Raw genomic sequence first — 24,229 nt, 5'->3', positions numbered from 1 at the left:
ACACGGCACCGGCGGCTACCTGCTCAGCCCCCGCCGACTCCCCGCCAATGCCGCCGCACCTCCATGTCCCGGGCGGCAAACGCATCCCGGGCGATGCCGGCGATGCGGTCGGAGTCGTGCAGGATCTGGCGCAGCTCGGCCCGGAACGCCTTGCGGCGGTCGGCCAGGTCCGGCGCGGGTTCCAGCAGACCCTGATCGGCGACCACCTGGCAGGCGGTGGCGAACAGCAGCGTGGACACGGACTCGCTGCTGCGGACGCGCCCCTGCGCCACATACTGGCGGCCGACGCCCAATGCCATCTGGATCAGTTCGTTCTCACCGACGTCGGCCGGTGCGTCGCACAGCACGTCGGCGATGATCGCGTAGGACTCGAAGAACACCCGCAACATCACGTCGGAGGTCACCGGGGTCTTCTCGGACAGGATCTTGTCGATCTCGGCGCCGCCGGCGGCGACCCGTGTCTGCCAGTCGCCGAACCACGACATCTCCTCGGCGAGGTTCTCCCGGAACGCCGCCGAATCGGCGAAGTAGAAGTCGAACTTGAGCAGGTCCCGCAACCGCATCGCCTGGGTCCAGAACGCGTCCAGCCGGTCGCCGTCGCTGCTGCCGGCGTGGGCCAGGGCCAGCTCGACGATCGAGGTCTCCAGGAAGGCGTGGATCACCGAGTTGCGGTAGAACGACGCCGCGTGTTCGTCTTCCGGGGCGATCCGCCACACCGATTCACGTCCACCGTCGACGCGGGTGACCGGATGCCCATTGGACATCGCGTCGACGGCCGCGCGTACCCCGTCGCGGCTGCGCAACCGCAAGGCACTGGTGGAGATCGGGGTCTGCTTGCGTTCCAGGTAGTCCAGCCCGGCCTGCAGCGAATGATGAATCTGCTCCAGCGTCAGCGCCAGGCCGTGCGTGGTCAGCAGCAGGGCCGACACCAGGCCGGTGGCGCTGATCGGGGTGACACGCTGGATCCGCCAGGCCACCTCGATCGCCATCTTCTGCATGGCCAGTCGCTTGGCGTCGGGATCGGTGGCCGCCGCACCGTCGGGGGCACCGAGGTACTGGCGCATCGATACGGCCTCGGGGAACCGCACGTAGATCTTGCCGTAGTTGCGTTCGCCCTGCGCCTTGATGAACCGGTAGAGCCAGCGCACGCCCTCCGGGGTCTTCTCGCCGCCGCGGGCGTAGGCGGCGTACTCGTCGATCTCGTGCAGCTGGTCGAAGCTGATCGAAACGCCCTGCAGGAGAACGTCCTCGGTGCGCTCGTCCAGGTAAGCGTCGGCCACGTAGGTCATCAGCCCGAGCTTGGGGGGCAGCATCTTGCCGGTGCGCGACCGGGTTCCCTCGATGGACCAGCTCAGGTTGAACCGTTTCTCCATGACATAGCCGACGTACTCCTTGAGCACGTACTTGTAGAGCGGGTTGTTGCCGATATTGCGCCGGATGAAGATCACCCCGGCGCGGCGCAGCAACGGCCCCATCAGGCCGAACGACAGATTGATGCCGGCGAAGACGTGGACGGGCGGCAGTCGGTTCTCCTGCATCGCCACCGGCATGACCGCCCCGTCGATGTAGGACCGGTGGGAGAACAGCAGCACCGCGGGGTGGTTTTCCAGCGCGGTCCGCAGCGCCGCCACCTGATACTCGTCGTAGTCGATCTGCGGGTCGAAACCGCGGCTGAGCAGCCGGGTCAGCACCGCGACCAGGTCCACCGACACCCGGCTCCAACCGGTGGAGAGCTCATCGAGCATCTTGCCGGCCTCATCGAGGGTGGCGCCGGGTATGGCCTCCAAGCCCTCCCGGAAACGCGCGGACGCCAAAATCTCGGGCTTGACCAGTCGCGGCGACTTGTATTGCGGCCCCAGGATCCGGTTCTCGGCGCGCGCCAGGGCCAGCTTCGCACGGCGGGTGACGAAGTGCGCGAAGTCGCGGGGATGCTCACCGACGGTGTGCTCGGCCCACTGGCTGCGCAGCTCGGCGACGCTGGCGGGTTCACCGACGACCACCCGGGCCAGCGACGCCTCGGTGCGCAGGATCTGCCGTTGTTGGCGTTCGCTGGGCCGGTAGGGATTGCGGCCGGGCAGCAACGCGGCCACCCGCTTGAGGGCGGAGGCTTCGGCACGTGGCATCCAGAACACCCGCACCGGCAGGATCGACCGCCGTTCGTCATGTTGAAGGTGCCCGACCAGCCGGGCCATGGCCCCGCCGGAGCGCTGTGCGGGGTCGAGCTCCAGGAGTTCGACGCGGACGCCAGGCCGGCCGTCGCGGTAGCGTTCCAGCCACTCGTGGACGAGATCGGCCTCCACCGGTGACGACACGTATGCCAGGACCAGCGTGTCGGCGCTCGCGGACTCCGGGGGCGGCGTGGCCGGTGATGTCGTCACAGGTCCCCCTTCGGAGTCGGCGGCTGGTTATCGGGTGCTTTCTTGGCGGGTGCCTTCTTGGCGGCGGTCTTCTTGGCGGCGGCCTTCTTGGCCGGCGCCTTCTTGGCGGGCACTTTCTTGGCGGGAGCCTTCTTCGCGGGCGCCTTGGGCGCCGACGGTTCGGGGGCCGGCGGCAGCCCGTCGTCCGGCCAGTGCGCCAGGGTGTCCAGATACAGCTGGCGAACCTCGGCGATCCGCTCGGGCAGCGTGTCGAAGGTCCAGTCCGCGACGGAGATCGGCGGGAACACCGCGACGTCAACGGTGCCCGGGTGGGCGCTCATCGAGTCCCGGGCCGCAACCACCTCGGCGTTGCGGATCACGATCGGCACAATCGGGATCCCGGCCGCCATCGCCAGCCGGAACGGCCCCTTCTTGAACGGGCCCACCTCGGTGGTGTCGACCCGGGTTCCCTCGGGGGCGATCATCACCGACAGGCCGCGCCTGGCACGCTCCTCGACCTGCTGCAACGACTCCACCGCTGCTGCCGGGTCGTCGCGGTCGATGAACACCATCTCGGTCAGCTTGCCCAGCGGCCCGGCGATCGGGTCCTTCTCCAGTTCCCGCTTACCGACACTGATCCAGTTGTCGCGGACCAGTGCCGCGGTGATCACCGGATCGACCTGGTTGCGGTGGTTGAAGATGAACACCGCCGGCCGCTGGGCGGTGAGGTTCTCTTTGCCGATGACGTTGAGCCGCACGCCGTTGAGGGCCAACAGCACCTGCGGGAAGACGGTGGTGAAGAAGTTGACGCCCCGACGGCGGCTGCCACTGAGCAGACCCACCCAGACCGCCCCCGCCCCCACCGGGAGCATCGAACCGAGCCCGGCCAGATTGCGCAGCTGGCCCACCACGCCGCTGCCGCGACTGCTGAACCGCAGGATCGGCCAGCCCCGCTTGCGGGCGACGGCGGCCATCTTGCCCTCGGGATTGGTGGGCCGGGGATTTCCGACCAGGTGCATCAGCGCGACGTCCTCGTCCCCGTCGGCATAGAAGTAACTGTCCTGCAGGTCGATGTCGTGCTCGGCGGCGAACTTCTGTACCGCCGCTGCTTTGCCGGGTCCCCACAGGATCGGCCTGACCACTTCGCCGGTGAGCACGCCGTTCTCGTCGGTCACGAATTCGTTCGTGAGGGTGTTGGTGATACCCAGGAAACGGGCCACCGGTTCCACCTGAATGGTCAGCGCCGACGAACTCAACACCACCGTGTGCCCGCGCGCCTGGTGGGCCCGCACCAGTTCACGCATCTCGGGATAGATGCGCTTGGCGATCTTCTGGACGAACATCCGCTCACCGATTTCGTCGAGGTCGCTGATCGAGCGCCCACGCAGTGCCGCCGAGGCCGTGGTGATGAGTTGCTCGAACTCGATACGGCCGAGCTGGTGGTTGAGCCCGGCCTGGATCATGCCGAACAACTCACCTAGCCCCATGTCGCGGCTGCGCACCCGCTCCCTGGTGAGGATCACGGCGGTGAAGCCGGCCACCAGGGTGCCGTCGAGGTCGAAGAACGCCCCGATCTTGGGGCCCGACGGACTGGCGGCTATCTCGGCGACCGAGCCGGGCAGCCGCATGTCGCGCGGCGGCCGAGACTTCGCACCGTCGCTCATGACTGGCCGCCCAGCTGGAACGACGCCGGAACACAGTGCGGCGCCGGGTCCCCGGCCAGCGCCAGCACCTCATCGAAGCCCTGCACCAGGCATGCGGCGAACAGCTTCTCGTCGCGGACCGCGGCGCGGTCATAGCGGACCGTAACCGTGCACTCGCCGCCGCGCGAGATCAGCACCACCATCATCGCGATACCCGGCAACGGACCGATTCCGTAGTGCCGCAGCACCTTTGCTCCCGCGATATAGGTCTCGCCGGGATAGAACGCCACATTGCTGGCCTGCACATCGGCGTTGACCACCGACTCGGACATCTTCTCCAGCACCGGGTCCGGAAAGACGCTGAGCAGCGGCGCGATGGAGTCCAGCATACTCATCGCCGGCTCGTCACGACGCTCGATCATCTGGGCCCGGACCCGTTTGATCCGCTCGACCGGGTCGGCGACCCCGATCGGGGCGGCCAAGTTCACCCCGGTGAACCGGTTGCCCCCGGCCGGGTCCTCCTCGGCGCGCAGGTTCACCGGGATCGCCATCGGCAAGGCGGCGATCGGCACCCCCAGCGCCCGGTGGTATCTGCCCAGCGCACCCGACAGCGCTGCCAAATACGCGTCGTTGATGGACCCGCCGCCGGCCTTGGCCGCGCGGTGCAGGTCGGCCAGGCGCATGTCGATGGCCTCGGTCCGGCTGCTCAGACTGCGCCGGCGCAGCAGCGGGGAGGGCTCGGCCGCCTGCCGCACCACGCGCGCTCCGGAGCGGGCGTAGGAGATGGCGCCGGTGACCGCCGACAACGGGTCGCGCACCGTGCGGGTGGCCATCGACAGCGCCCCCGCCAGCGCGTCGCGGGTGCCGCCGAGCAGCGACAGCGGCAGATGGGTGATGCCGTCACGCATCAGGTCGTTGGCCGACATATCTTCCGGTACCGGCTGCGGCGGCATCGGCCGGGCCGGCGGATTGCGTTCCAGGTCATAGATCCTGCCGAACATCGCGGCACCCCCGACACCGTCGGTGACCGCGTGGCTGAGGTGCATGATGGTCGCGGCCCGGCCGCCGGTCAGACCTTCCACCAGCGTGGCCGACCACAGCGGGCGCTGGAGGTCCATCGGTGACTGCAACGACACCTCGGCCATGTCGAGCACCTGGCGTAAGCCGCCGGGCTCGGGCACCCGGAGCCGCCGGACGTGATAGTCGAGGTTGAAATCCGGATCCACCACCCAGCGCGGGGCAGCGGTCGGCAGGGTGGGCACCACCACCTTCTGGCGCAGTCGCAGGACTTTGCGGGAGACGCTCTCGAACAGGTTCCGGAACCGATCCCAGTCCGGGGTGGTGTCGAGCAGCTCCACGCCCATGATCCCCGAGCGGGTGCGCGGGTTGGCCTCACCGCGGTGCAGCAGGTAGTCCAGCGGCCCGAGTTCGGTGGGCAGGCCCGCGGCGTCGACGAGCTCACCCACGCCGCGCCACCCCCTCCGACGCTCCGCGCCGCCCTGCTCGACAAACCGAGGCGGCCGTCACCGCACACTCCTGATGATTCACACACGTCACGGGCACTATTCAACGCTAAATGCTGGCTGACGGCGACGGGTGCCGATTGGCGCAGATCCGCAGCCGGGCCGTCGAATCGAAATACCGTGTTGGCCGGTCCAATTGGCAGCGCAGCCCCGCGGCGCGCTCGGCCGGCTCCAAGCCCCGGTGACCAGCGGATAAACTGGGCCGGTATTGCCTCCGTAGCTCAGGTGGATAGAGCACATGACTTCTAATCTTGTGGTCGCAGGTTCGAGTCCTGCCGGGGGCGCGTGAGCCGGGGTGAAGCGCTAGAAGTCCAAACGACATGACATGGTGTCACCAAACGGCGAAGATACCCCCGAAGTCGCCGCGATCCGGAAAGGCAGGCCAATGAGCCACGAACGTACGATCATGCTCTTCACCTTCTTCATGATCGGACTGGTGGTGGCAACCGCGGTAGCCGTCGCCTTCACCGCCTGACCGGTCACGCCGCAGTAGCGTCGTCCTCAATGACACGCCCCGACCTCGTCTTATACAGCGTCGCCGATCGCGTAGCGCTGATCACGGTCAACGATCCGGACCGGCGTAACGCCGTCACCGGCGCCATGTCGGCGCAGCTGCGGGCCGCCGTCGAGCGGGCCGAAGCCGACCCCGGCGTGCATGCCGTGGTGGTCACCGGTGCAGGCCGGGCGTTCTGCGCCGGAGCGGACCTGTCAGCCCTCGGTGCGGCGACCGAGGACGGACTCTTGGCGCTCTACGACGGTTTCATGGCGGTCGCCCAGTGCACGCTGCCCACGATCGCCGCGGTCAACGGCGCCGCTGTGGGCGCGGGCCTGAACCTGGCACTGGCCGCCGACGTCCGCATCGCCGGGCCCGCGGCGGTGTTCGACGCCCGCTTCCAGCAATTGGGTCTGCATCCCGGCGGCGGCGCGACCTGGATGCTGCACCGCGCGGTGGGTCCGCAGGTGGCACGGGCCGCGTTGTTGTTCGGCATGCGGTTCGACGCCCAGGCCGCGGTGCGCCACGGCTTGGCGCTGCAGCTCGACGACGACCCGGTGGCCGCAGCGTTGGCGCTGGCCGCGCGGCCCGCCTCGGCGCCCCGGCAGGTGGTTCTGGCGACCAAGGCCACCATGCGGGCCACCGCCAGCCCCGGTGCCATCGAAGGCGAGCAGCACGAGTTCGCCAAGCAGTCAGAGCTCGGCCCCCAGGCAGCCACCGTGGAGTCCCCGGAGTTCGCCGCCCGGTTGGCAGCGGCCCAGCGCAGGTAGCCGCGCCCGCCTAGAGGTCCAGCAGCGCGATCTCGGGCTGCTCGATCAGATCGCGCAGCGCACAGAGCAGTTGGGCCGCCTGCGCGCCGTCGGCAATCCGATGGTCAAATGCGCATATCACGCTCAGCTGCGGCCGCACGGCGACAGTGTCGCCGACCGCGACCGGCCGCGGTTTCACCGCACCGATTCCCACGACGGCGGCTTCCGGGTAGTTGATCACCGGAACCCCGTCGTCGAGGCCGAGCGCGCCGAAGTTGGACACCGTGAACGTCGACCCCTGCAGTTCGGCCGGCCGCAGCGTGCCGGCCCGGGCCCCGGCGATCAGCCGGGCCACTTCGGCGGCGAGCTCGCGCGTGGTCATGCGGTGCGCGTCGAAGATCACCGGGACCAGCAGTCCGCGGGCGGTGGCCACCCCGAAGCCCAGGTGCACCGCGCGGTGAGTGCGGATCTTCGGGCCGCCGGGCGCTTGCACCCAGGTCGCGTTGAGCACCGGGTGGCGGGTCAGGGCGACGATCAGCAGGCGCAGGATCAACACGAACGGGGTGATCTCGGCGCCGCCCGCCGCGGCAAGCCGATCCCGCAACGCCAGCAGGTTGGCGGCATCCACGTGCACGCGGGCATGTGCGTCGGGAATGGTGCTGCGGGACAGGGCCATCCGCTCGGCCATGGCCGCCTGTACCGGGCTCGGTGAACGAAGTTCGTCCTCGAGTGCCGACTGCCCGACGGCGGCGCGCACACCGTCGGCGGTGATCACGCCGCCCGGGCCGGGCGGTACCGCGCTGAGGTCGACGCCCAACTCGGCGGCCAGCTTGCGGGCACCCGGTTTGGCCTTGGGCCTCCCGGTCGTGGAGGTGCAGGCGCGGGTACTGGTGTCGAAGGTGTCGTCGGCGCCGTAGCCGACCAGCACCGGGGTTCGGCCGGCGGGCGCGGGGCGCGGGGCCGAGGCGCCGGTGTCGATGCGCACCAGCGGTGCCCCGACCGCCAGCACGTCGCCGACCGCACCGCCGAGTTCCACGACCCGGCCGGCGTACGGGCTGGGGATCTCCACCTCGGCTTTGGCCGTCTCCACCGAGCACAAGGTCTGGTTGAGTTCGATCACCTCGCCGACTGCGACGTTCCAGGCGGTCACCGTCACCTCTTCGAGCCCCTCGCCGAGGTCGGGCACGGCGAAGGTCTGGACCGTCTCGGTACTCACGGCGCTTCCAAGACTCGCTGAACGCAGTCCAGCAGCCGATCGGGGCCTGGCAGCCACAGGCGTTCCAATCGGGCCGGCGGATACGGCGTATCAAAACCGCTGGCGCGCAACACCGGTGCCTCCAGCTCGTAGAACAGTTCCTCGGAGATGCGCGCCGCCAACTCTGCGCCGTAGCCGAGGTTGCGCGGGCCCTCGTGCAGCACCACGCATCGCCCGGTACGCCGCACCGACGCCGCGACGGTGTCGAAGTCGAGCGGAACCAGCGAACGCAGGTCTAGCACCTCCAGGCTCCACCCATGATGGTGCGCCGCGATATCGGCCGCCGACAGCGCGGTGGCCACCCCGCCGCCGTAGGTGAGCACCGTGACGTCAGAGCCGGGCCGGCGCACGGCAGCGCTGCCGATACCCGGCGCTGGGCGCGCGGTGTCGACAGGGCCCCGGGCCCAGTACCGCCGCTTCGGCTCCAGGAACATCACGGGGTCGGGTGCCGCGATCGCATGGCGCAGCAGCCAATAGGCGTCGGAGGGATCGGCCGGCACCACCACCTTGAGGCCGGCGGTGTGCGCCCAATAGGTTTCGGTGGATTCCGAATGATGTTCCGCCGCGCCGATTCCCCCGAAGGACGGGATGCGAACGGTGACCGGCATCGACAGCGCGCCGCGGGTCCGGGTCCGGTACTTGGCCAGGTGACTGACCACCTGATCCAGCGCCGGGTAACTGAACCCGTCGAACTGAATCTCCGGTACGGGGACGAATCCGCGGATGGCCAGGCCGATGGCGATGCCGATCACCGCCGACTCAGCCAGTGGCGTATCGAAACACCTTTGCTCCCCGAAGGTTTCGGTCAGCCCATCGGTCACCCGGAACACCCCGCCCTGCACGCCTACATCGGTGCCGAAGACCAGGACGTTGGGGTCGGCGTCCATCGCGTCGCGCAGTGCCCGGTTGAGCGCGGCCACCATGGTCAGCTCGCCGGTAGGTGCGGGCTGCTCCGGGTGGCTTGCGGCGGGCCCGGTACCGCCCGGCCGCGAGGCCGGTTCGAGAATCTGGGTCACTGGCGCCCCCTGTCCAACTCGGCGCGCAGCGCCGCGCGCTGCTGCCGCAGGTCCGGGGTGATCTCGGCGTAGACGGCGGTGAACACCTCGTCGATGTCGGCGTCGGGGGCGCCGACGGTGGCCTCGCGCAGTTCGGTGCGCGCGCGCTCGGCGTCGGCCTCGACCCGATCCTGCAGGCGCTGCGACCACACGCCGATATTGCGCAGGTAGCTGCGATAGCGCGGGAGCGGGTCGAGCGCCGTCCACTGGTCGAGTTCGGCAGTGCTGCGGTAACGCGTCGGATCGTCTGACGTGGTGTGCGGGCCCAGCCGGTAGGTGACGGCCTCGATCAGGGTCGGTCCGTCACCGTTCCGCGCTCGTTCGGCCGCCTCGGCCATCACCGCGTAGCAGGCCAGCGGATCGTTTCCGTCGACCCGGACGCCCGGCATGCCGTACCCGATCGCCTTGTGCGCCAAAGACGCAGCGGCGGTCTGCTTGCGCAGCGGCACCGAGATCGCCCACTGGTTGTTCTGCACATAGAACACGCACGGGGCGGCGAACACCGCGGCGAAATTCAGTGCCTCGTGCACGTCTCCCTCGCTGGTGGCACCGTCGCCGGCGAAGGCGACGGTGACCGAGTCCTCGTGCAGGAGTCGGGCCGCCATCGCCGCGCCCACCGCGTGCGGCGCCTGCGTGCCGATCGGCACCGCGATCGGAGCGCAGCGTTTCGCGGTGAAATCCAGCCCGCCGTTCCAGGTTCCACGCCAGGAGGCCGCGACATGCCATGGCGGGATTCCCCGGGTGAGGAAGACCCCCAACTCCCGGTACTGCGGAAACAGCCAGTCGGTGTCGCGCAGGCAGGCGACCGCGCCGACTTGGGCCGCCTCCTGGCCGCGACACGACGCATAGAGTGCGAGCTCTCCCTGGCGTTGCAGATTGACCAGCTCGGTGTCGATCTCGCGAATCAGCACCATCAGCTCGTAGAGCCGGGCGAGAGTCGTCTCGGGCAGTTCTGGGCTGTAGCGACGCTCGCCGGTGGGCGTGCCGTCCGGCCCGATCAGCTGCACAGGTTCCAGGGCGACCTGCGGACCGGTAATCCCTGGCAGCTGGCCCATGCGAGCCTCCTTGTGACGCTGATCTCATTATGCCAGCGATCGCGCCGCGAACCCCGTGGCCGCGGCGCTCGGCGGTGCGCGTGTCGGCCCGCGTTCCGGTGCGCGGCGGGCGAAAAAGCTGTCGCCCCGGCGGCACCGGCGGCCCTATAGTCCCGATGTGGCACACAGCGACGAACTCCAGCGGTTCACCCCCGTTACCGATCCGCGCCCGCACGACACCGCCTGGCCGGAGATGACCTGGCCCGTGCCGGCCGGCACGGAACTGATCGGGGAAGCGATCCGGTTATCGGCCCTGGATCCGCAGACCGATGCCGCGGAGTTGCTGGCGGCGCTGGATCACGACGCGGTGTGGGCGCACGTGCCCGGCCGCCCCACCGGCCTCGCGGACTTCCGCGCGACTCTGCAGCAACGATGCGACCTCGCCGACTGGCAACCCTGGGTGGTGCGCACCCGCCGCAGCATCGGCGGGCTTGCCGCGGGGGCGGTGGTCGGGACGACCTCGTTCCTGGACGCACACCCGCGCGACGCCTGGCTCGAAGTCGGCTTCACGCTCTACAACCCTGCGATGTGGGCGACCGCGGTCAATCCCGAAGCCAAACTGCTGCTGTTCGGCTACGCCTTCGACACCCTGCACGCCGGGCGGATCCAGCTCAAGACCGACACCCGAAACCATCGATCGCAACAAGCCATCGCTCGGCTGGGCGCCCACTACGAAGGCACCCTGCGCCGCAGCTTCCGCCGCGACGACGGCACCATCCGCGACTCGGTGCTGTTCTCGATCACCGCCGAAGACTGGCCCGAGGTGCGCCGGCGACTCGCGCAGCGGATCCAGCGCGCGACGGCCTGACCTTCGCTAGCCGGAGACCTCGACGATGCCGTGGGCCCCGTTCTCGGCATGCCGCATGTCATGGTCCATGAACGGATAGTGACCCGGTTCGCCGAAGCTGAGCTCGACGAAGCCGCCCTGGGCCGGTGCCAGGTCCAAGACCTGTGAACCCCCCGCCGGGGCCGAACCGGTGGGTTCATACCGCAGCAGCCACGCGCCCTCCTTGTAGACGGTGTCGAACTGCGAGCCGACGACGTGGAACGCGATCGCGTCTCCGGGCCCGGCGTTGACCACCCAGATGCGCACCCGCTCGCCGGTACGTGCCCGCAGCGGGGCGTGCAGGTACTGGCCCGCGGTGCCGTTGAACATCCAGCCGTCCGGCCGGCCGGCGCGGATCGAAGCGGGCTTGGCGTCGGAATCCGGTGCGCCCGCATAGAGTTGCGCGCCCACCAGCACGTATTCCCGGTCCACCGCGGGCAACCCCGGCGGGTCGACGATCACCGCTCCGTACATGCCGTTGGCGATGTGCAGGGACATCGGCGGAGTGCTGCAGTGGTACAGCCAGGCCCCGGCCCGGTGCGCCGTGAACCGGTACACCAGCCGCTCCCCCGGCGCCAGCGTGCGCATCGGCTGATCGGGGGCCAGCGCGCCGGCGTGAAAGTCGATTCCGTGGCCCATCTCCGCATCGTTGATCACGGTGATCTCAAAGGTGTCGCCGACCCGGCCGCGCAGGGTGGGCGCCGGCTCCATGCCCGCGAAGGTCCAGCGGATCTCGCGGCGGCCGGGCGCGATATCCAGTTCGCGGTCCACGGCGTGCAACTCCACGCGATGCACACCCGGGGTCGCTGCGGCCAGCGCCGCGTCATACGGCGCCCACCCCGGCGCCGGCTCGGCGGCCAGGTCCAGGGGCATCGGGGCCGGGGCCATCGGGTCGGGGGCGGTGGGCGCGGGCGATCCGGCATCGGCGTGCTGATGACGCGCGGCGGCGCCGACGGCGTGGATCCGCATCGTCATGCCGGCGGCCCGGTGGCCGGGCACATCGCACCAGACGTCCCGGTCCTGGTGCACCGCGCCGAGATCCAGGACAGCGGTCTGACCGCGGCTGAGCCGCGGGGTGCGCTCGCCGGTGTCGACGTGCACGTCGTGCGGCAGCCCGTCGTCGTTGGTGACCCGCAGCACCAGGCGATCTCCGGCCGGCACGTCGATCACGTCCGGGGAGAACCGCATGTTGTCGAGCCGGAGCTCGACCGTGCGTGCCGCACCGACGCCACCGGCGGCCACCGGGGGCGCCGGGGCGCCCGTTCCCCATGCCAGCGCGACCGCGAGCGCAGCCGCGGCGGCCCCGGCAACCAGCCCCGTGACGGCGCGCGGGTGCGGCGGGATCGCTTCGGCGTCCAGCGGACCGCACAGCGCCACCGGAAGCGCGAGCCGCAGTGCCAGCACCACGAAGCCGGCCGTCGAGACCGCTGCCAGCACCCAGCCGATCAGCGGCAGCGGGGCCGGCCACGGCCCGGCGACCAGCAGCACGGCGAGGTTGATCGCGCACACCCGCACCTGCCAGCCCTGGTCCAGATAGCCCATCACCGCCTTGCGGATCGGCGGGCCGTGGGCCACCAGGATCGGCAGCAGCTGGCTCAACGCGCCCAACAGGATCTGGGCGACGAATCCGACCGCCAGCATCGGCAGCAGGGCGCTCTCCACGAAGCCGGGCAGCAGGTCAAACGACCGGCCTGCGATCAGCACCCCCGCCTCGATCACCACGGCGACACCGAGCCAGGCCGTCGCACCGGCCAGCATCCACGCCGCGGGCCCGGTGAAGCCGCGGCCCGGCCACAGGCCGGCCATGCACAACACGACTCCGGCCGCATAGCCGAGCAGCCCTGTGGCGGTCAGCAACGGGCTGCCGCCCAGCAGCCCGGCCGCAACGACGATCAGAGCGGCCACCAGAGTCGGCAGGGCGCGCCGGGCCATCGCGGCGTTACGCTCGCTGATCTTCTCCCGGATCGTGGTGGGCCACAGGGTGAACAGCGTTCCCAGCACCGTCAGACCGATCCAGCCGTAGAGCATCACATGCACGTGGGTGAGCCACAGTCGCTCATACCACCGGGTGATACCGAAGGCCATCGCAGCACCCGCCGCCGAACCGGCCAGCAGGGCCGCCGCGGCGGCCACATAGAAACCCACCAGGTAGTCGAAGCGCGCGGACAGCGCGGATCTCTTCATCGCGAGCAACTCGGCGCCGTGGGCAACCGCGAGCAGGGCAACGCCTGCACCGCCGATCCCGGTCAGGAAGTCGGCGCCGGTGATGACGCCGAGCACACTGGCGATCGCAGCGATGTTGAGCACGCCCAGCTTGGCCACCAGGCGCCACTGCGGCGGATCGGGCACCCGGCACAGCGTGGTGGTGAAGTGCCCCGACCAGGTCACGATCGCCGTGCTGGCGGCACCGAGCAGCAGGGCGTGCACCGGCAGCCACATCGGTTGCGCCAGGGCCCGGTGCGCGATCAACAGCACCACGGCGACGGCCAGCCAGCCCAGCACCGCCAGGTTGGCGCCGAGGAAGACCGGTCCCCGTGGGCCGCCCCGACGGCGGCTTGGGCCGGCCGGCACCGGGGGCGGCGGCCCCAACTGGATCATGGCGTCAGGCTACGGCGGGATTCCGCCCGGCCGTAAGTGTCCTAAGGCATCAGTCTTCCGACGAAGCGGTTGTGGTAGTCGCGCAGGCGGTTTGCCACCTCGCCGTCGTCGAGCCCCAGGTCAGCGGGCCGGTAGTCCACCGCGCCGTGGCGCCCGCGCGGGTGCTCGACACAGAACTGCTTCATCGCCGCGCGCGCCCGGGTGTCGAGTGGCTGACCGGCCAGTTCGTAGATGCGGGCGACGGTGCCGTCCTCATCGGCCATGAAGTCTTCGAATCGCACGTCCACGGACTGGTCCGCCGGAAGCACGTCGCGGTCGCGCAGACACCCGCTCAGCAGGTCGTCGGCCCGGTCCAGCCAGTACTTCGAGATCTTGACCGGGTCGGGACGGTCGCAGCCCATCCGCGCGGCATAGCTGATCATGGTGGCCATGGATCGCGTCACCTCGACCGGGTCCCGGTGGGTGACAACGAAGGTCGCGTCGGGGAAGGTCGCATACAGCGCCGGGAACTGCTCCAGGTGTTGGGGCGATTTGAGCACCCAGCGCGTTCCGCCGCGCAGCCATTGCAGCGCCTGCAGGGTGCGTTTGAGGTACGCGTACGACGCGCTCTGATCGTGCGACTTGTAGTGCTGGGCGAAAGTCGGCAGGTAGTAGCTGCATTCGAAGAGCATTCCGGAGATGTCGTTGGCCAGCAGCTGGATCTCTTCGTGCGCGTGGTCGACGGTCATGTCGTGCATGCGCTTGAACTCGGGCATCGAGGTGTTGATCAGGTCCAGCCCGACCGCGCATCGGTCCCGCCGCTCCTGCTCGGCCTCACCGGAAGCGGCAACGGGCTCCATGCTCTCCCAATAGGGCAGGTGGCGCAGCGCCGGGTCGGCGGCGATCAGGTTGTGCAGATGGGTGGTGCCGGTACGCGGCAGGCCGGCGATGATGATCGGTCGCCGGATGTCGATGTTCTCGATCTCCGGGTGCGCCTTGATCAGCGCCTCCAGCCGAAGCCGGTTCACCAGATGGCCCACCAGTTGTTCGAACGCCATCGCCCGACCGACACCGGACAGCTCGGCCTCGTCGGTCAACGACCCGCAGAGCACCTCGAGGCGCTCCCGGAATGCGTTGTCGCCCCAGTTGTCCAGACCGGTTCGTTCCACCGCCGCCTGCAGCAGCGCGTCCGGGTGCAGTTGCACCACCGCGCCGTAGCCGGCCAGGCCGTCGCGCATCGGGCGGGCAGCCTCGGGAAACACCGGATCGGCGAGGTCGTCGAGCCGGATCGCGCTCACGAGGCCGCCTCCGTCACGTCGACGACCCGGCAGCTCAGCGGTGCAGGGGTGGACTCGGGCAAGAACCAGCGCAGCCAGATCAAACCCTTCGACCGGCCCGCCGTGGACACCCAGTTCGGATGGCCGGGATCGGTGTCGCTGATCACGATCTGCCACGACCCGTCCGGGGCGTAGCTGACCTGAGCGCCGTTGATGGTGACGCGTTCGCGGGTGTAGTCGTAGGTGTGCAGGAACGGATTCCACAGGCACAGGTTCCAGAACACGCACTCCGGCGACGTCCCCTCGACGAGCAGTGCCTGGCCGGGCTGTAAGTCGTAGGCGCCCATCGCGTAGGCGGCATCGCCGGCGGCCCAGCCGACGGTGCGGCTGGGCACCGGGTAGGGATCCTGGAGGGCGTTGGCCGGCAGCCGTACCGGGGCCATGGCGGCCTGTTCACGAATCCAGGTGCGGGCCGCCCGCATTCGCCGGCTCAGATCCGCCGGGCTGTCGAGACGGCGCCCGGCGCCGTCGAGGGGTTCGATCTGCCAGCGGACCCGCCGGCCGGCGCCCGGCTCGGTGACATAGTCGCGGGTGAGGACGAACACGGCGTCGGGTTCCAGTTTCAGCCAGTTGCCCGGCTGTTCGGTGGCGCTGATGACGAAGTCGAAGTTGCCGTCGGCGTCGCAGCCCAGGTCGCGGTCGTTGATGGTGTCGATGATGCGGTCGCTGTAGCGCCCGTCGTTCGGGCCGCCGTAGACGGTCATGGACAGGTAGACGGCGTCGCCGCGGTTGCCGGTGACGCGGTAGCTGCGGCTCGGGTCGATCGGCGCGAGCTGGTAGAAGGCGTCCGCATTGTCGCCGCCCCATTTCAGGTAGGGGCCGATCACGTCGGTGAGGATGGGTTTGTCGGCATCTCCCCAGATGTAGGCGTCTGCAGCCACCCGCAGCAGGCTCAGCGCCCAGCGGTAGCCGTCGAGCAGATCTGCCTCCTCCAGCGGTGGATCGGCGCTCAGCAGCCGCTGCTCGACGGCACGGACTTCCTCGAGCAGCTCGCCGAACGCCGTCGACAGTTGTGACTCAGGGTCACTCACCACGGTTCTCCTTCGTTGTCATTGCCCGCAGCAGCAACGAGCACAGCCGATCGGGCGCATCGGCGGTGTCACCGGCGAAGCCGTGGGCCAGCGCGAAGCTGGTGCCCACCACCGCGTCGTAGGCGATCTCGGCATCGACGTCGGCGTCGAGTACGCCGCGATCGATGCCGGTGCGGACCAGCGCGCCGAACGCGGCACGGGTCTTTTCGTCGAGCAGCTGTTGGGTGCGGATGAACAGCTCCGGATCGCGGTGCCGATCCGCCAGGATGCCCAGGGCCGCCGCCGCCACCTCCGGTGCGCTCCAGAACGCGAACACCCCGGCGACGAATTGGCGCAGGTCGGACTCGAAGTCCCCCGAGCCGGTCAGCACGTCGCCGGCCTCGGCGGCGCCGAAGACCGCGTCGAACACCAGGTGGGTCTTCGACGGCCAGCGCCGGTAGATGGTGGGGCGGCTGACCGCCGCCTCGCGGGCGATCGCCTCGATGGACAGCTGGTCGTAGCCGTCGCGGGCCAGCAGCCGCCGGGCCGCCTCGGTGATGGCCTGCTCGGTGCGCGGATCGCGCGGCCGGCCGCGGCCGGCCGGGACCGAATCCACCGTCACGGTCGCCTCTGCCGCCCACGCACGCCCTAAACAATTACACGCCGTAACGTAATTGGTCAATGGTGTTGCGGCGCCTGACTGCGCAGCTCAGAAGGCGTAGCAGTGGTACTGCGACATGTTCGCCACCGCCGGAATCAGCGACATCGCCGCACCCAACGCCCGGTAGCCGCGCGGCAGTCGGTGGAAGGTGTCTGATTCGAACCAGCGCTGCCATGCCACGAGCTGGACCCCGGGAACCGCGGCCAGGATGTCACCGGGGCCGTTGATCGCCCAGTGCAGCCTCGCCCCGGATCTGCGCACCACCGCGTTAGACCACTGGGACTTGATGCCGAGCCAGTTGAAAGCGTCGAACTGCAGCTCACCGCTCGGGGCATGCTCGACGACCCGTTGCAGCAACGCCACGCCGTCGGCTTCGGTCAGATACATGGTCAGGCCTTCGCCGAGCATCAACGCCGGGCGGCCGGTGGGGATTTCGGCGAGCCAGGAGGGGTCGGTGACGCACGCCGCGACCACGTGGTTGTGCCGCTGCTCGGGAAGCAGCTGCCGGCGCAGGTCGGCCACCGCCGGGTAGTCGATGTCATACCAGTCGACGCCGTCGCCGGGCTGCAGCCGGAAATAGCGGGCGTCGAGCCCACATCCGACATGCAGCACCACCGCGTCGGGGTGGGCCGCCAGAAATCGGCGGGCCCAGTTGTCGAAGTGCGCCGAACGGGTTGTCACCGAAGGGGATCGCGCCGCCGTGATGGCCGTCTGAGACCAGTCGTAGTCGATGCGTTCGACCACTGCCTTGGCGTAGCGATCGGCGAGGATGGGGTCGGCCCGGTCAGCGTCCAGGGCCTTGGCGTACAGCGTCGCGAGCATGGTCTGCGGCGCGCCGCGCAGCTGCACCCGGACCTTGTCCTGCGTCATACCACCCCACGCTAGCGCCGCATCGGAATCGGGCGGGGCGCACACCGGAGGGGTCGGCGTTTCGCGCTACCGCGCCATCCACTGACGTTCAACGGCTTTGACCAGTGCGGTCAGCGTGGAGTTCACCGGGGCCTGCACTCCCACTTGAGCGGCCGTGCGCACCACGGCGCCGTTGATGACATCGATCTCGCTGACCCGGCGGGCCAGGTGATCCAGCAGCGCCGACGGTTTGGCATCGGGCATCTGGGCGCCGAATGCCCGGACGTGGGCCACCGGATCTGCCACCGCGATGGCGACTCCGGCGGCCCGAGCCACCGTCCACGCCTCCGTTGCGGTGGCTCGGCTGACCGGCCCCATGGCGGTGTCGTCGTCCATGACCTGCCCCACCGTCATGCCGGTCAGCGCGCACGGCGCACTGTAGGCGGCGTTGCAGATCAGCTTCTCCCATTGCATGGCAGCGATGTCGGCAACGGCGGCGGCGTCGAAACCGGCCTCCGACCACACCTGGGCGATGGTGTCGACGACCGGCAGCGGCAGCCCCGCGTAGGCGCCGAAACGGACCGCCCGCATCGCGTTGTGGTGCACATGCCCGGGCGCGGGCCGCGAGGCCCCGAATCCGCTGGCGATGCCGACCGCGACCCGGCCCGCGCCGACGATGTCGGCCACGGTGCCGGCCGAGCCGAGCCCGTTCTGGATGGTCAGCACCGGGGTGTCCTCGCCGAGCAGCGGCAGTGCCTGCGCGGCCCCGGCGGCGACGTCGGCGGCCTTGACCGCCAGAATCACCAGATCCATCGGCTCGTGGGGCGCGGTGGTGACCGCGCGCATGGGCACCACCTGGTCGGGCTGGGGTCCGCTGACCCGCATGCCGTGCGCGGCGATGGCTTCGACGTGCGCGCTTGACCGGTCCACGGCCAGCACGTCGTTGCCGGCCGCCGCCAGTCTGGCCGCGTAGATGGAACCCATGGCGCCGCAACCGATGACCGCGATCTTCATCTGCTCATCCCACCAGGTCGGCGATCACGGCGGCCAGGTCGGGCTTTTGTTCCAGACCGAAACCCGGGGCGTCGGTGGGCGCGATGGTGCCCCGCTCCAGGACGCAGCCGGGCGCGTAGCCGCCGAACGGCGCGAACACCCCCGGGTAGGACTCACAGCCGCCCAGGCCGAGCCCGACCACGATGTGCAGGTTGATCAGGTGTCCGCCGTGCGGGAAGGCGCAGCGGCGGTCGAAGCCGTTGCTCTCCAGGACCTCGATCATCCGGGCGTACTCGGTCAGCCCGTAGCTGAGCCCGGCGTCCATCTGGAAGATGTCGACACCGGGCCGCATACCTCCGTAGCGGACCAGGTTGGTCGCGTCGCGTACCGAGAAGAGGTTCTCCCCGGTGGCGACGGCGCCGTCGTAACCGGCGATGACTGCGGCATTCAACGCGAAGTCGAGCGGGTCGCCGGGCTCCTCGTACCAGCGCAGCCCATAGGGGTGCAGCGCCTTGGCCCACTGGACCGCCGCGGACTCGTCGAACCTGCCGTTGGCGTCGACCGCGACCCGGTCACCGCCGCCGAGGATGTCGATCACGGCCTCGATGCGCGCCAGGTCCGCACTCATCGGGGCCCCGCCGATTTTCATCTTGACCGCGTCGTAGCCCAGATCGAGGTAGCCGCGGATCTCGGTCCGCAGCCGCTGCAGTCCGGTCTGCGGGCCGTCGCCCGGGTAGTAGTACCCGCCGGCGGCATACACCGGCACGGCGGCGGGGACGGGCTCCCCGAGAAACTCCCTGCCGAAATACCCGGCGATGGTGCGGTAGGCGGGTTCGTCGGCCAGCTTGGCGTTGAGGTCCCAGCAGGCCAGTTCCAGCGCCGCCGCCGCACCGGCCCGGTCGCCGTGCCCGCCGGGCTTCTCGTCGGCCATGGCACACTGCAGCACCCGGGCCGGATCGATCCGGCCGGTGTCGTCGAGCAGCGCATCGGGTGCCGCCCGCAGCACCCGCGGGATCATCCGATCGGCCAGGATGCCGCCCTGGGCGAACCGGCCGATCGAGTTGAACGCGACGCCGGTCACCGGCCTGCCGTCGCGGATCTGGTCGCTGACGACGGCGACCAGTGACACCGTATGGCGGGAGAAGTCCACCAGGGCGTTGGCGATCGCGCCACGCAACGGCACCGATGTCTCGACGATCTGGGTGATGCGCATGCGCGGTCAGTCCTCCTGGTGGGTCATTCCGCTCGCCGCAGGATCGCTTCGGCGTGACGCAGCACCGGCGAGTCGACCATCTGCCCTTCGAACGCGAACACCCCGCGCTCGCTCTTCGCGGCGGCGAGCACCCGGCGCGCCCAGTCGACCCGCTCGGGGGCCGGCCGGTAGGCGTCCCGGACCACCGCGACCTGGCTCGGGTGGATGCACACCGTAGCAGCGAATCCGACCGCGGCGCCATCGAGTGCTTCGGCCCGCAGTCCGTCCAGGTCGCCGATGTTCAGGTAGACGGCGTCCAAGGCGGTCCGGCCGAATGTCGAGGCCGCCAACAGGACACTGGAACGCACATGCCGGGCCACATCGCGGTACCGGCCGTCGCTGTGGCGGCTCGAGCCGCCGCCCATGGCCGCGACCAGATCCTCGGCTCCCCACATCATCGCCACGCACTGGTCGGCGGCGGCGATCTCCGCGCAGAACACTGCGCCGCGCGGGGTCTCGATCAGGGCCACCACCTGACGGGGCGCCAGTGCGGCGACCTGCGCGGCGGATTCGGTCTTGGCCAGCATCACGGTGGTGTAGGCGGTGTCGGCCAGCGCCTCGAGGTCACGGGCCTGATCGTCGGTACCTGCCGGGTTCACCCGGACCACCGTGCGTTCGGGATCAAGGGGGGTGCGCCGCAATGCCTCCCGCGCGGCGGGCCGATCCGCTGCGGCCACGCCGTCTTCCAGATCCAGGATCACCACGTCGGCCACCGCGGCCGCTTTGGCGTAGCGCTCCGGCCGGTCCGCAGGGCAGAACAGCCAGGCCGGGCCGGTGCTCATCGGCGGCTCACCGCTGGTCCTCGGCGGGACGCTTGCGCACCAGCGTGGTGCGTACCGCCCGGGCGACGACGTCGCCGTTCTGGTTACGCCCGACGTGCTCCAAGGTCACGATTCCCTCACCGGGACGGCTGTTGGACTCCCGCTTGTCGGTACACACCGTCTCCGCGTACAGGGTGTCACCGTGAAACACCGGCCGGGGGAACGACACCTCCGAGAAGCCCAGGTTCGCCACGATGGTGCCCAGCGTCAGCTGGGCCACCGACAGACCGACCAGCGTGGAGAGGGTGAACATCGAGTTCACCAGGCGCTCACCACGGAACCCCGGCTGCTGAGCCGCCCAGGCCGCATCCAGGTGCAGTGACTGGGTGTTCATGGTCAAGGTGGTGAACAGCACGTTGTCGGCCTCGGTGATGGTGCGCCCGGGCCGGTGGGCGTAGACCGTGCCGATCTCGTACTCCTCGAACCACAGCCCCCGCTGCTCGACCGTCTTCGTCATACCGCTTCCCTCTCCGTTTGGCTCGCCGTTGTGCATTCCGCGGCACGGGCCGGTGGTCACAGTCCCAGCGACCGCGCGATGAGCATCAGCTGCACCTCGGTGGTGCCCTCGCCGATCTCCAGGATCTTGCTGTCCCGGTAGTGCCGGGCCACCGGGTATTCGTTGATGAAGCCGTAGCCGCCGTGAATCTGGGTGGCATCGCGGGCGTTGTCCATCGCCGCCTCCGAGGAGATCATCTTGGCGATCGCCGCTTCCTTCTTGAACGGCTTGCCCGCCAACATCTTCGCGGCAGCGTCGTAGTAGGCGGTGCGCGCCACGTGGGCGCGGGCCTCCATCCGGGCGATCTTGAAGCTGATCGCCTGATAGGAGCCGATGGTCTGACCGAACGCCTCGCGCTGGCCGGCGTACTTGACGCTCTCATCCACGCAGCCCTGCGCCACTCCGGTCGCCACAGCCGCGATCGCGATGCGGCCCTCGTCGAGGATGGACAGGAAGTTGGCGTAACCCCGGCCCTCCTCACCGAGCAGATTGCCCTGCGGAACCCGGGCGTCGGCGAAGGTGAGCGGGTGGGTGTCCGAGGCGTTCCAGCCCACCTTGTTGTAGGCCGGTTCGACGGTTAATCCCGGCGTGCCGGACGGAACGATGATCGAGGAGATCTCCTTCTTACCGTCCGGGCGGGTTCCGGTGACCGCGGTGACGGTCACCAGTGAGGTGATGTCGGTTCCCGAGTTGGTGATGAACTGCTTGGTGCCGTTGATGACCCACTCGTCGCCGTCCCGGCGGGCGGTGGTGCGGGTGCCGCCGGCATCCGAACCGGCGCCCGGCTCGGTGAGGCCGAACCCAGCCAGGGCGCGACCGGTCACCAGGTCCGGCAACCAGGTCTGCTTCTGCTCCTCGGTTCCGAACCGGTAGATCGGCATCGCCCCCAGGCCCACCCCGGCCTCCAGGGTCATCGCCACCGACTGGTCGACTTTGCCGAGCTCCTCCAGAGCCAGGGCCAGGGCGAAGTAGTCGCCGCCCATGCCCCCGTACTCTTCGGGGAACGGCAGCCCGAACAGCCCCATCTCCCCCATCTTGGCGACAACTTCGTAGGGGAAGCTGTGCTCTTCGTCGTGCTTGGCCGCCACCGGCGCAACAACGGTGCGGGCGAACTCCGCGACGGTGTCGCGCAGATCCTGATAGTGGCTCGGCAGTGTTCCCGCCTCGGTCGTCATGATGTCGCTTCCTCGATTTGTTCCTCTGGGATCAGCCGCGCCAGCACCTGATCCACCTTCACCTGCTCGCCCACCGACACCAGCACCTGCACCCGCCCGGAGATCGGGGCGGCCAGAGTGTGCTCCATCTTCATGGCCTCCACCACCACCACCGGGTCGCCTTCGGCGACCGCCGATTCCGAAGTGACGCCCACTGCGATCACGGTGCCCGGCATCGGGCTGACGATCTCGGCGCTGCGGGGCCCACCAGCGGACCGCACCACGGTGCTTTCCTGGGCCTCCCGCAACAGCCAGGTTCCGCGTTCGTCCCCGATCCACAGGTGGCCGTCGTCTTCGGCGAACAGGTACCGGCGCCGCCGTCCGGCCACGGTCGCGGTCAGCTGGTCGCCTTCGACATGGGCGCTGGCGCTCTGGATCTCGCCGTCACCGATCTGCACCTGCGCGGCGTCGGGCAGCCCCCACACCGACACCGTCTCGGTGCGCAGCGGGGTGTGCATCTCGGTGCGCACCGGCGCCGCCGCGCCGATTCGCCATCCGCTCGGGGCCGCCCACAGATCGGTGCGGCCGAGCTGGGCGAGCTCCCACTGGCGGTAGAGGCCACCGGCGGCCAACACATCGTCGGGGGCGGGCAGCGGGGCGAAATCGCCGGCTCGCGTGTCCAGCAGTTCGGTGTCCAAGTCTCCGGCCAGCACCCGCGAATCGGCCAGCAGGAACCGCAGGAACTCCACGTTGGTCTGCACCCCGAACACCGCCGTGGCGGCCAGCGCCGCATCCAGACGCGCCAGTGCCTGCGCCCGGTCGGACCCGTGCGCGATCACCTTGGACAGCATCGGGTCGTAATCGCTGCCGACGACCGTGCCGGCCTGCAACGACGAATCCACCCGCACCCCCGGACCGCCGGGCCCATGCGGCGGTCCCAGCTTCGCCTCTCCTCCGTCGAGCCTCGCTGAACCGCCGGTGGGTTCGTGCACCGCCAATACCCGTCCGCCGGTGGGCAGGAAGCCGCGAGCCGGGTCCTCGGCGTACACCCGGGCTTCCACGGCATGGCCGGTGAGCGTGATGTCGTCCTGGGTGAAGGACAGCTTCTCCCCGGCGGCCACCCGCACCTGCCATTCGACGAGGTCCAGGCCGGTGATCGCTTCGGTCACCGGATGTTCCACCTGCAGGCGGGTGTTCATCTCCATGAAGAAGAACTCGTCGGGCCGGTCCGCGGAGACGATGAACTCCACGGTGCCCGCGCCCACGTAGTCCACGCTGCGGGCGGTGTTGCAGGCCGCCGCGCCGATCCGGTCGCGGGTGGCGGCGTCCAGGAGCGGCGACGGCGCCTCTTCGATCACCTTCTGGTGGCGCCGTTGCAGGCTGCATTCGCGTTCGCCCAGGTGCACCACGTTGCCCTGGGTGTCGGCGAGCACCTGCACCTCGATGTGCCGGGGCCGCAGCACGAATCGCTCCAGGAACAGGGTGTCGTCGCCGAACGCCGACGCCGCCTCGCGGCGCGCGGTGACCAGCGCCGCACGCAGCTGCGCGGGATCGTCGACCAGGTGCATGCCTTTGCCGCCCCCGCCGGCCGATGGCTTGATCAGCACCGGGTAGCCGATCTCGTCTGCGGCGGCCACCAGTTCGTCATCGGTCAGGCCGGGCCTGGCGAGACCGGGCACAACCGGCACCTCGAAAGCGGTGACGGTGTTCTTGGCCGAGATCTTGTCGCCCATCACCTCGATGGCCCGGGCGGGCGGCCCGATGAAGACCACTCCGGCCTGCTCGCAGGCGGCCGCGAACCCGGCGTTCTCGGAGAGGAATCCGTAGCCGGGGTGAATGGCCTGGGCGCCGGTGTCCGCGGCAGCCGCGAGCACCTTGGGGATCGACAGGTAGCTGTGCAGCACCGGGGCAGGTCCGAGGCGCACTGCGGTGTCAGCTTCGCGCACATGGCGTGCTGCGGCGTCGGCGTCGCTGTAGACGGCGACCGATCGAATGCCCATCCGGCGCAGGGTGCGGATCACCCGCACCGCGATCTCGCCGCGGTTGGCCACCAGGACTGTGTCGAAAGGCCTCGGACTCATCGT

At 69.8% G+C, this 24,229-nt stretch carries 17 protein-coding genes, 1 tRNA gene and 1 pseudogene; 3 read left to right on the top strand and 16 right to left on the bottom strand.

Annotation, left to right across the window (positions count from 1 at the left end; genetic code table 11):
* Positions 1 to 23 precede the first annotated feature (23 nt).
* Positions 24 to 4,021: pseudogene (locus tag G6N14_RS21520) on the bottom strand (glycerol-3-phosphate 1-O-acyltransferase).
* Complete coding sequence (locus G6N14_RS04385) at positions 4,018 to 5,466, bottom strand: wax ester/triacylglycerol synthase family O-acyltransferase (protein WP_085134707.1); 1,449 nt, start codon at positions 5,464 to 5,466, stop codon at positions 4,018 to 4,020. The pseudogene G6N14_RS21520 and the gene G6N14_RS04385 overlap by 4 nt, the downstream one beginning before the upstream one ends.
* A gap of 267 nt (positions 5,467 to 5,733) precedes the next feature.
* Between G6N14_RS04385 and G6N14_RS04380 the strand changes: the two genes are divergently transcribed.
* Positions 5,734 to 5,807: transfer RNA gene (locus G6N14_RS04380), tRNA-Arg, on the top strand.
* Between the two features lie 220 nt (positions 5,808 to 6,027).
* The gene (locus G6N14_RS04375; protein WP_085134706.1) at positions 6,028 to 6,786 is read left to right on the top strand and encodes an enoyl-CoA hydratase; all 759 of its coding nucleotides are present in this window, start codon (positions 6,028 to 6,030) and stop codon (positions 6,784 to 6,786) included.
* 10 nt (positions 6,787 to 6,796) lie between these two features.
* On the opposite strand, the gene G6N14_RS04370 is transcribed toward G6N14_RS04375, so the two are convergent.
* The 3 genes from G6N14_RS04370 to pdhA are packed head-to-tail and all read right to left on the bottom strand — an operon-like array spanning position 6,797 to position 10,130.
* Entirely contained in the window at positions 6,797 to 7,981 is a 1,185-nt protein-coding gene (locus G6N14_RS04370) for a dihydrolipoamide acetyltransferase family protein (protein ID WP_085134705.1), read from the bottom strand.
* Positions 7,978 to 9,036, bottom strand: coding sequence for an alpha-ketoacid dehydrogenase subunit beta (locus tag G6N14_RS04365; RefSeq protein WP_085134704.1), 1,059 nt, complete (start codon positions 9,034 to 9,036; stop codon positions 7,978 to 7,980). The genes G6N14_RS04370 and G6N14_RS04365 overlap by 4 nt, the downstream gene beginning before the upstream one ends.
* Positions 9,033 to 10,130 (bottom strand): pyruvate dehydrogenase (acetyl-transferring) E1 component subunit alpha, encoded by a 1,098-nt coding sequence (gene pdhA / locus G6N14_RS04360; RefSeq protein WP_085134703.1) that lies wholly within the window; start codon positions 10,128 to 10,130, stop codon positions 9,033 to 9,035. Before pdhA ends, G6N14_RS04365 begins: the two co-directional genes overlap by 4 nt.
* A 157-nt stretch (positions 10,131 to 10,287) precedes the next feature.
* Between pdhA and G6N14_RS04355 the strand changes: the two genes are divergently transcribed.
* On the top strand, positions 10,288 to 10,977 hold the full coding sequence (locus G6N14_RS04355) for a GNAT family N-acetyltransferase (RefSeq protein ID WP_234808831.1): 690 nt from the start codon (positions 10,288 to 10,290) through the stop codon (positions 10,975 to 10,977).
* Positions 10,978 to 10,983: 6 nt separating this feature from the next.
* Here the strand turns inward: G6N14_RS04355 and G6N14_RS04350 are convergent, their stop codons facing one another.
* From G6N14_RS04350 to G6N14_RS04300, 11 genes are all read right to left on the bottom strand, one after another.
* A complete protein-coding gene (locus G6N14_RS04350) occupies positions 10,984 to 13,593 on the bottom strand; it encodes a multicopper oxidase domain-containing protein (RefSeq protein WP_085134702.1) in 2,610 nt (869 codons plus the stop codon).
* 41 nt (positions 13,594 to 13,634) lie between these two features.
* Positions 13,635 to 14,870, bottom strand: a complete 1,236-nt coding sequence (locus G6N14_RS04345; RefSeq protein ID WP_234808830.1) for a sulfotransferase family protein — start codon at positions 14,868 to 14,870, stop codon at positions 13,635 to 13,637.
* Positions 14,867 to 15,940 (bottom strand): DUF1214 domain-containing protein, encoded by a 1,074-nt coding sequence (locus tag G6N14_RS04340; RefSeq protein ID WP_085134837.1) that lies wholly within the window; start codon positions 15,938 to 15,940, stop codon positions 14,867 to 14,869. Before G6N14_RS04340 ends, G6N14_RS04345 begins: the two co-directional genes overlap by 4 nt.
* Positions 15,933 to 16,541 carry a TetR/AcrR family transcriptional regulator gene (locus G6N14_RS04335; protein WP_085134701.1) on the bottom strand — a complete coding sequence of 203 codons (609 nt, stop codon included), beginning with the start codon at positions 16,539 to 16,541 and terminating at the stop codon, positions 15,933 to 15,935. Before G6N14_RS04335 ends, G6N14_RS04340 begins: the two co-directional genes overlap by 8 nt.
* Before the next feature lie 87 nt (positions 16,542 to 16,628).
* Positions 16,629 to 17,450 carry a class I SAM-dependent methyltransferase gene (locus G6N14_RS04330; RefSeq protein ID WP_085134700.1) on the bottom strand — a complete coding sequence of 274 codons (822 nt, stop codon included), beginning with the start codon at positions 17,448 to 17,450 and terminating at the stop codon, positions 16,629 to 16,631.
* A 66-nt stretch (positions 17,451 to 17,516) separates the two neighbouring features.
* On the bottom strand, positions 17,517 to 18,443 hold the full coding sequence (locus G6N14_RS04325; protein ID WP_085134699.1) for a ketopantoate reductase family protein: 927 nt from the start codon (positions 18,441 to 18,443) through the stop codon (positions 17,517 to 17,519).
* Positions 18,444 to 18,447: 4 nt separating this feature from the next.
* Positions 18,448 to 19,635: an enolase C-terminal domain-like protein gene (locus tag G6N14_RS04320; RefSeq protein ID WP_085134698.1), complete on the bottom strand. Its 1,188-nt coding sequence runs from the start codon at positions 19,633 to 19,635 to the stop codon at positions 18,448 to 18,450.
* Positions 19,636 to 19,658: 23 nt separating this feature from the next.
* Positions 19,659 to 20,456 carry an HpcH/HpaI aldolase/citrate lyase family protein gene (locus G6N14_RS04315; protein WP_085134697.1) on the bottom strand — a complete coding sequence of 266 codons (798 nt, stop codon included), beginning with the start codon at positions 20,454 to 20,456 and terminating at the stop codon, positions 19,659 to 19,661.
* Between the two features lie 7 nt (positions 20,457 to 20,463).
* On the bottom strand, positions 20,464 to 20,988 hold the full coding sequence (locus G6N14_RS04310; RefSeq protein WP_179960868.1) for a MaoC family dehydratase: 525 nt from the start codon (positions 20,986 to 20,988) through the stop codon (positions 20,464 to 20,466).
* A 20-nt stretch (positions 20,989 to 21,008) separates the two neighbouring features.
* Positions 21,009 to 22,166 (bottom strand): acyl-CoA dehydrogenase family protein, encoded by a 1,158-nt coding sequence (locus G6N14_RS04305; RefSeq protein ID WP_085134696.1) that lies wholly within the window; start codon positions 22,164 to 22,166, stop codon positions 21,009 to 21,011.
* Entirely contained in the window at positions 22,163 to 24,226 is a 2,064-nt protein-coding gene (locus tag G6N14_RS04300) for an acetyl/propionyl/methylcrotonyl-CoA carboxylase subunit alpha (RefSeq protein ID WP_085134695.1), read from the bottom strand. Before G6N14_RS04300 ends, G6N14_RS04305 begins: the two co-directional genes overlap by 4 nt.
* Positions 24,227 to 24,229: the final 3 nt, after the last annotated feature.

Origin of the sequence: Mycolicibacter hiberniae (assembly GCF_010729485.1) — a bacterium.
GTDB lineage: Bacteria > Actinomycetota > Actinomycetes > Mycobacteriales > Mycobacteriaceae > Mycobacterium > Mycobacterium hiberniae.
Note: the sequence above shows the minus strand (reverse complement) of the source record. Positions and strands in the feature narration are given on the sequence as shown.

What these genes read in the sequence shown, in the direction of transcription:
- G6N14_RS04375 (WP_085134706.1), top strand. Translation starts at nt 6,028, where the DNA reads ATGACACGCCCCGACCTCGTCTTATACAGCGTCGCCGATCGCGTAGCG.
- pdhA (WP_085134703.1), bottom strand. Translation starts at nt 10,130, where the DNA reads ATGGGCCAGCTGCCAGGGATTACCGGTCCGCAGGTCGCCCTGGAACCT.
- G6N14_RS04350 (WP_085134702.1), bottom strand. Translation starts at nt 13,593, where the DNA reads ATGATCCAGTTGGGGCCGCCGCCCCCGGTGCCGGCCGGCCCAAGCCGC.
- G6N14_RS04330 (WP_085134700.1), bottom strand. Translation starts at nt 17,450, where the DNA reads ATGACGCAGGACAAGGTCCGGGTGCAGCTGCGCGGCGCGCCGCAGACC.
- G6N14_RS04325 (WP_085134699.1), bottom strand. Translation starts at nt 18,443, where the DNA reads ATGAAGATCGCGGTCATCGGTTGCGGCGCCATGGGTTCCATCTACGCG.
- G6N14_RS04320 (WP_085134698.1), bottom strand. Translation starts at nt 19,635, where the DNA reads ATGCGCATCACCCAGATCGTCGAGACATCGGTGCCGTTGCGTGGCGCG.
- G6N14_RS04315 (WP_085134697.1), bottom strand. Translation starts at nt 20,456, where the DNA reads ATGAGCACCGGCCCGGCCTGGCTGTTCTGCCCTGCGGACCGGCCGGAG.
- G6N14_RS04310 (WP_179960868.1), bottom strand. Translation starts at nt 20,988, where the DNA reads ATGCACAACGGCGAGCCAAACGGAGAGGGAAGCGGTATGACGAAGACG.
- G6N14_RS04305 (WP_085134696.1), bottom strand. Translation starts at nt 22,166, where the DNA reads ATGACGACCGAGGCGGGAACACTGCCGAGCCACTATCAGGATCTGCGC.
- G6N14_RS04300 (WP_085134695.1), bottom strand. Translation starts at nt 24,226, where the DNA reads ATGAGTCCGAGGCCTTTCGACACAGTCCTGGTGGCCAACCGCGGCGAG.